The 7,720-nt window shown below is 45.0% G+C and carries 7 protein-coding genes and 2 pseudogenes; all 9 read left to right on the top strand.

Annotated elements, in window-relative coordinates; genetic code table 11:
• Positions 1 to 454, top strand: a 454-nt coding sequence (locus ROSEINA2194_RS04765) for a sensor histidine kinase (protein ID WP_007884031.1), incomplete at its 5' end; no start/stop codon positions are given.
• A gap of 134 nt (positions 455 to 588) precedes the next feature.
• A complete protein-coding gene (locus ROSEINA2194_RS04760) occupies positions 589 to 1,515 on the top strand; it encodes an ABC transporter ATP-binding protein (protein ID WP_014080809.1) in 927 nt (308 codons plus the stop codon).
• Positions 1,508 to 2,293 carry an ABC transporter permease gene (locus ROSEINA2194_RS04755; protein ID WP_014080808.1) on the top strand — a complete coding sequence of 262 codons (786 nt, stop codon included), beginning with the start codon at positions 1,508 to 1,510 and terminating at the stop codon, positions 2,291 to 2,293. Before ROSEINA2194_RS04760 ends, ROSEINA2194_RS04755 begins: the two co-directional genes overlap by 8 nt.
• Before the next feature lies 1 nt (position 2,294).
• Positions 2,295 to 3,074, top strand: coding sequence for an ABC transporter permease (locus ROSEINA2194_RS04750; protein WP_005933580.1), 780 nt, complete (start codon positions 2,295 to 2,297; stop codon positions 3,072 to 3,074).
• A 16-nt stretch (positions 3,075 to 3,090) separates the two neighbouring features.
• The gene (locus ROSEINA2194_RS04745) at positions 3,091 to 3,459 is read left to right on the top strand and encodes a YxeA family protein (protein WP_005933575.1); all 369 of its coding nucleotides are present in this window, start codon (positions 3,091 to 3,093) and stop codon (positions 3,457 to 3,459) included.
• A 467-nt stretch (positions 3,460 to 3,926) separates the two neighbouring features.
• Entirely contained in the window at positions 3,927 to 4,388 is a 462-nt protein-coding gene (locus tag ROSEINA2194_RS04740; protein ID WP_044927215.1) for a sigma-70 family RNA polymerase sigma factor, read from the top strand.
• Positions 4,389 to 4,805: 417 nt separating this feature from the next.
• Entirely contained in the window at positions 4,806 to 5,072 is a 267-nt protein-coding gene (locus ROSEINA2194_RS04735; RefSeq protein ID WP_007884026.1) for a DUF6870 family protein, read from the top strand.
• Between the two features lie 118 nt (positions 5,073 to 5,190).
• Positions 5,191 to 6,872: pseudogene (locus ROSEINA2194_RS04730) on the top strand (recombinase family protein).
• Positions 6,873 to 7,222: 350 nt separating this feature from the next.
• Positions 7,223 to 7,720 (top strand): annotated as a pseudogene (locus ROSEINA2194_RS04720) (hypothetical protein); the annotation flags it as partial.

Here is a 7,720-nt window from a genome sequence, read left to right as displayed (position 1 = left end):
AATCCAGAGCGTTGAGGCCGCAGAGCTGACAAGAAATATCCTCATTGACTGGATACCGATTTTTGAGGATAAACAGGTTGAGTATGACATCGATATTCCCGAACAGCCTGTCCGGGTAAGATTGGATATGGACAGCTATATGAGGATCATCAATAACCTTATTCAAAATGTAATCGCTCACAGCCATGCAGACAAAATCAAAATTGCCCTGTCAAAGAAGGAAAATAACATGGAGTTGCTGCTGGCGGATAATGGAGTGGGAATTGAGAAGGAAGATTTGAAACACATTTTTGAACGGCTCTATAAGTGTGACAAAGGACGGTCTGAAAAAGGAAGCGGTCTTGGTCTTTCTATTGTCCATCAGCTTGTAGAAAAGATGGGTGGGAGTATAACAGTTGAAAGTTTGCCGGGAAAAGGAACTGAATTTATGTTGCTTTTTCCTTTGGAGAGTTAAGCGGGTTCCCGTCTTTATGGCGGGAGCCTTTGTCATTTTACTGGATTTCAAATTGCAAGGTTAATGCAAGGTTGCGGCAAGGTTAATGCAAGGTTGGCATGATAGAATACCTTACAGAACAGGAGGTTTTGAATATGGATACAAATTATATCATTGAAACAAAAAATCTGACGAAGCAATACGGCTCACAAAAGAGTGTGGCTGACTTAAATATTCATGTGAAGCGTGGGAGAATTTACGGTCTGCTGGGCAGAAACGGAGCCGGAAAAACCACTACCATGAAAATGCTGTTGGGCTTAACGGAGCCGACTTCCGGGGAGGTCAAAATCTGGGGAAAGTCTTTGCAAGGGAATGAAAAGAAGTTGCTCCCCCGCATTGGCAGTCTAATTGAGTCCCCCGGCTTTTATCCCAATCTGACCGGCACAGAGAACCTGCGTATCTTTGCTACTCTGCGGGGCGTACCAAACAATCATGCTATCAAAGATGCTCTGGATCTGGTAGGACTGCCCTACAAAGATAAAAAGCTCTTTTCACAGTATTCTCTTGGCATGAAGCAGCGGCTTGCCATCGCCCTTGCCGTTATGCACGATCCGGAGCTTTTGATTTTGGATGAGCCGATCAACGGCCTCGACCCCATCGGTATTGCAGAAGTACGTTCCTTTATTCGTGAGCTTTGTGACGCGCGAGGAAAAACCATTTTGATTTCCAGTCACATTCTTTCGGAGATTTCCTTGCTGGCTGACGATATTGGAATTATCGACCACGGCGCATTGCTGGAAGAAGAAAGCCTTGCTGAGCTGGAGCAAAAAAGCAGTAAGCATATCCGGTTTACGCTCTCTGATACTGCACAGGCGGCAAGAATTTTGGAGCGCAATTTCCATGAAAACCATTTCTCCATACAGGACGACCACAATTTGCGCCTGCACAACCTTGATCTACCTGTGGGGAAAATTGTAACTGCCTTTGTAGAAAACGGATTGGAGGTATCAGAGGCGCATACCTGTGAAGAAAGTCTTGAGGATTATTTCAAGAGAGTAACAGGGGGTGAGGGAATTGCTTAAACTGGTTCAATGTGAGTTCGCGAAATTGAAGAGAAAAAAAATCATCCCACTTGTGTTTTTGTCCGCTTTTTTATTTCCTATTCCCATTACCTTTCTGATGGCAACACCGAGAATGTTGGAGAAGTACCCAAATAAATCAGTCCTTTTTGATGGATTGTTCAATATGGTTATGGGATATGGCGTTATTTTTCTCTTGCCGTGTATCATCGGTGTCATTGCAGCAATGCTGTTTTTTATGGAACGGGACAATGACACTTTCAAAAATTTACGCACAATCCCGGTAACAAGTACACAGATGATTATGGCAAAGATCATTGTGCTATTTATTTTTGGAGTTATCTTTTGCCTTGCTTCCATGCTTGCTACCATTGTTTGCGGCAGTTTCTCAATGGAAGTGCATGGTCTTACCTATAAACTACTTGTTGCAGTTGAACTTGGAATATTCATTACAGCGGGAACTTTGCCGATTATCGTACTTGTGGTCTTTTTCAGCAAAACATACATCTTCTCCATTCTGCTATGTGTGTTTTACAGTGTAGTGAGCCTTACCGTCGAAACATTGTTCGGAACATTGCCTAAATGGTTATGTTGGCTCATGCCTATCCCGCTTACAACGCTCTGGGGTGCGGGAGATATGGTGAAACATGGGTTTCCATTGAATGTAAATGCCTTGGAAGCAATTATTCCCTCAACCTTTCAGACGGTTATCATTCTTGGGATAATGGCTGTTGCATCAATCTCATTGATCGACTTCTTATACAAGAAAAGGGGGGAATAAAATGTATCGGATCATTAAAACAGAATTATGGAAGTTAAAGCGGTATCATATCATTTGGGCTGGTATTCTGCTAATGCTTCTTTCCGTTGGAATTACTCTTTTTGCTTCTACTGCATTAGATGGTACAGTTTGGACTTTCCCTCATTTGGTCGAACGCGTCATTCAAAATAATACGACAACCATTTTTCCTATGTGCATTACTCTGATTGCAGGATATATCATTGCTCGTGAAAAATCAGATGATACCTTAAAAAGCATTATGACAATACCTGTTTCCTACCCTGCGTTGATTGGCGGAAAACTGATTGTTTGCGGTTTCCTGTCCGTATTTTTGGGTATGGCAAGTACATTTTTTACTGTCGCTGCGGAATTACTTGTTGGCTTTCCGGGATTTTCGGTAACAGCCGTAATACAGGCTTTGATACAGATCACCCTTAATACCTTATTTTTGTATATAGCCGTAACTCCGATTATAGCCTTTACCGCCCGTATTCCTAACGGGCACATGATAGGTGTTATTCTTGCATTTGTCTATGGCTACGGGGGAATGTTCGCAGCCGGAAATATGTCCCTTGCAAATCTCTATCCGATTACAGCGAGTATGGGACTGATCCAGTACCGAAGCCATGATGCGGCTGTTCATTGGAATATAGGCTTATGCAGCCTAAGTATGATAGTCGTCTTATTGATTTCTGTGGCTATTGTAGTTACAACAAAAAATGTTTCATCCGCAAAAGTTGTTAAAAAGCCGAAAAAAACCGCCCTCAAAAAAGGCTGGTAAACAGGAGGACTTACACATGAAGAAAAAAATATTGATTGGGATTGGTGCCGGTGCTTTCGTGGCAATCTGTTTTGGTATTTTACTGCTTTCAGGTGCAGGCAGCACCTATTACTATTCACAGATCGACAACACCAAGATCGAGCAGACGGGATCTGCCGGAGGTGTAATTAACTTTGGGGGAAGCATGGACTACTCCTACACGCTGCGTTGTTATGACGAGGACGGAAACGAAAAGGACATTACCTTTGGAACATCGAGGGAATTGAAAGAGGACGCCTTTATTCGTCTGACGGTAATGCCCATTCGTGGAGTGCTGGAATGGGTTGAAGTTCAGTATGACGAGCTTCCCACAGCCGTACAAAAAGAATATACAGCACCGCAATAAAGAGAATAGATAATTGATTATCACCTAAAATATAGCTGCCGCACGACGGCAAAAGAAAAAAAGCCGTCGTACAGCAGACACATTTTCACGCGCCTATGAAATGGCGGCTTTGATTTTCAGAGCCGCCGTTTCTTTGCGTTTACACAAACCTATGACGACTTGCAGGGACACGGTAGCCGATTGGAGGTTAATTTACCGTGTCCTTCTTTTTATTTCGCAGTATCCATGACCTGCACCAGTTAAAAAAAGCGTAGCTCCCCCATCGGAGCAGTCCGGCTTTGAATGTGAAATTAAACAGTACATAACCGATAATATATTTTCATGCGCTTGTGCGGCCTTGTGTCGCGCAGGCGCATTTTGCTTTCCAGACTTCGAGACAAAGTGTCCCGAGGTGCGGTGCCGTTCTCCGCCGTTACTCCATTTCGTTTCCGACCAACCCCGAACAAACTGAAATGGAGGATTTTACGATGACTACTATCAATTTGAAAGATTTTTATTATTGGTACACGCAGGATCAGCTTATCGAAGTTTCTGACGAGGTGGCCGAGGTATTCAAGGCCGATGCCCGCTATGAAATGGCCTACCAGCGGCGGCTCTCCCGGCACAAGGCGCAGTATTCTCTGGACTGCGATGACGGGATTGAGTATTCCGCTTGCCTGCATGAGCCGACCCCGCAGGAGCTCCTTGAACGGATGGAAACCTTTCTTCGTCTGTGGAACGCTCTCAATTCTCTGCCGGAGATCCAAGGCCGTAGAATTGACGCACATATCATTCTTGGCAAGTCGATTAAGGAAATTGCCGAGGCCGAGGGCGTACATGAGGAGTCTATTCGCCAGTCGATCAAGCGTGGCCTTGAACGCATGAAAAAAATTTTTGATTTTTTCTTCTTAACCCACTTGGAATTGATGAAAAAATGTCTCGGTTTATGAGAGGAGGTTTTCTTCTTAACGCAAGGGAATAACGGCAACCCTGAGTAAGTACGGGGAGCCAGACGGTGGGTGCGCGGTGACATTTCCCTAAAGAGATTGAGCGAACAACACCAACACTGTAAATGGGCCCGGCCATCCCAAGGCCATGATCCGGCGCTGAACAGGTTGGCTGCCTGTTCCTCCGGGCTTGTCGCTTTGCTTGCGTTGAGAGCGCCGCACAGAAAATAACGATTGTCTTTGGACAGGCCAAGTAAATATGTGCGGCGCTCTCTAATATTCAAAAACTATAATAAACCTCGAGACAAAGTGTCCCAAGGTGGAGTAAGGCAACAGACCAGCATCCCGGCGGTGCTGGTCTGTTGCGTTTCCCCACCAAACAGAGGGAGGCGTTCTATCAATCTGCGAAGGAGGTTTACCGTGAAATTAACTACACAGGAACTTGAACAAATGAGAAGCGTTGACATTGGCGCGGTGGCTGCCGAGTCCCTGCCTGATGTGAGCGGTATGACCTTTGACAATGCGCTTTCCCGAAAGGAGCGCATCTCTCGATTTTTGCAGACTGTCAAAAATCCATACTGCTTTTGCATCGGTGGTGTTGGCGTGAAAATTGAATTTGCTGAAAGCGGGCCATCTCTCCAAGATAAGCTGACGGATTTCCTGCTGCGGCAAAGAAGCGGGCTGTAACTTCGGTTACAGCTCATTTTGCTTCTTCGAGACAAAGTGTCCCGAAGCGGAGGCATCCTTGTTGTCCTCCCCGGACAGAGTTATAATATAAGTGTAATGTGATAGGGAAGGAGGAACAATGGCACGAGCAAAAAACAGAGGGTATCAGCAGAGTTTCTCTCCCTCTTACACAATCCGCCGCTGGCGGCTGGGCATCTATATCCGGCTTTCAAAGGAAGATTTGAAAAAAGGAAAAGACGATAGCAACAGCGTAAAGAACCAGCGTGACCTACTGAACGATTTTTACCGACGCAACATTGACGAGTTTGAAAGTATCACGGAATATGTAGATGACGGACATACTGGAACGGACGCTAACCGTGAAGATTTTCAACGGCTCTTGGCGGATGTCGTGAGTGGTAAAATCAACTGCGTTATAGTAAAAGACCTGTCCCGCTTCGCACGAAATTATAGCGATGCCGGAAGTTTGATCGATAACCTGTTTGTTCAAATGGGTGTTCGCTTTATCAGCCTTGCTGAGAATGTGGACAGCTACAAGAACCCCGACAGCGTTTCAAATATCATCGTTCCCATTACAAACGTGATGAACGATAATTACTGCTATCAGACTTCCAAAAAGATCCGGCAGGTATTTGATTACAAACGGCGCAACGGCCAGTATATCGGAGCATTTGCTCCTTACGGCTATGTAAAGCACCCAAAGGACAAGCACAGGCTGATTGTTGATCCCGATGCTGCTGAAAATGTCAAACTCATTTTCACAATGCTTATTCAAGGGTCATCAAAACGTGCTATCGCGCTGTACCTGAACGAACACGGCGTACCGAGCCCCTCGGCTTACAAGGTACAAAAGGGCTTGCCTGTTTCGACAAGAGGGTATGACGATCCTATGTGGGGAGTCCGCATGATCCACTCCATTCTTACCAATCCGACCTACACCGGGGATTTAGCCCAAGGCCGAAGCCGGGTGAAAAGCTACAAGGTACACCAGATTGAAGCTGTTCCCCGCGAGGAATGGGTGGAAGTGGCTGGAACGCATGAGGCCATTATCGACTATGAAACTTTCGACAAGGTACAGGCTCTCTTACAGCGTGATACCCGTACTTCCCCGAAAGGCCGTGAGGTACATTTATTCAGCGGCTTTCTGAAATGTGCCGATTGCGGGCGGGCCATTACCCGATGCGTTGGCAAGAACAACAATGTATATTATTCTTGCTCAACCTACAAGAACCGTTCCCGGACAGCCTGCACCATGCACTCAATCAAGCATGAACGGCTGGAGGCTGCTGTTCTGTTCGCTGTACAGCATCAGGTACATTTGGCTGTTTCCTACTCGGAAATCGTCACGCAGATCAATTCCGCTCCAATCAAAAAAGCCAGTCTTACCGACTGGACGATCTGATAGCTGCAAAAGAGCGAGAACTGACAAAAATAACACGCTACAAGCAATCTCTTTATCAGGACTGGAAAGACGGTGAAATCACCCAGCAGGAATACCGGGATATGAAGGCAGACTATGAACGGCAGACTTCTGATATTTCCGCAGTGCTCACTCGTCTGAACGCTGAACGCGCAGAACTGGCAAACGGTGTAGACAACGAGCATCCTGCACTGGTAGCCTTTATGAAGTATCAGAACATTGAAGCCCTCAACCGTGAAATCTTGGTTGAGCTTGTGGACTATATCAAGGTCTATGAAAACGGTAATATCAGCGTGAAATTCAAATTTGCTGACGAGCTCCGCAAGATTGCCGAGTACATTGAAATCAACACTACGGAAGATACCGCAGTAGCGGGCTAACCCCCGCTACGAACCCCTTTGACAGTGTGTTTTCCTAATAGGCGCTAATCATATCCTATCTGTTACATGGAATTACTTTTGAACAATTTGAGGGTATCTCAGGTGTACTTGTAGTAGGAATTAGTATAAGTCTTTCAATGGGAGCAATATTTATTCCTATGGTTTATTTAGCGGGGGAAGATAAAACCATTGTGTTTCTTATCATATCTTTGATTTGTGCATTGGGTATTGTCACAATGCTTTTTAATATACCGTTGTTCGGACCATTTATTTTAATTGGTTGTTCTATATTGTTATTTATCGTGTCCTTTCCTTTGACTGTAGGTATTTTCAAGAAAAAGGAATATTAGGTGATAAAGCAACTATCAACACAGTCACAACCCTTTGTGGAGGAAAGATTACCATTTGCGGCGATACGGTTGTCCTCTATGACGAATTGCTTGCCGCCGCCTTCTCCCGTCTGCCTGTTCTGGAACGGGAAATGGTCTACCTATGGTAAAAACAAAAACTCAAAGCTATATCAGGCACTCGCAGACGCAGTCATGCGTGCAAACTTGGAAAAGCTGAAGGAGGGATTGAATATGTGTGAAGCATTAAAAGAATTGTTTGCGGACGATTTTAAGGAATCAGAATTGAAAGGCAGAAACGAAGGCAGAACCGAGGGTGCAGCTTCTAAAATTATAGAACTGGTTATTAAAAAGCATCAAAAAGGATACACCGCCGAAGACACAGCAGACATGTTAGAAGAACCTGTCTCCCGGATCCGGCAGATTTATGACGTCATAGAGAAAAGCTCACCGGATTATGACGCAGAGACAATATACAAACAGCTCTGTGAAAAAGAAGAG

Source organism: Roseburia inulinivorans DSM 16841 (assembly GCF_000174195.1).
Taxonomy (GTDB): domain Bacteria; phylum Bacillota; class Clostridia; order Lachnospirales; family Lachnospiraceae; genus Roseburia; species Roseburia inulinivorans.
The sequence above is the reverse complement of the archived record's forward strand: the minus strand, read 5'-3'. Positions and strand labels throughout refer to the sequence as shown.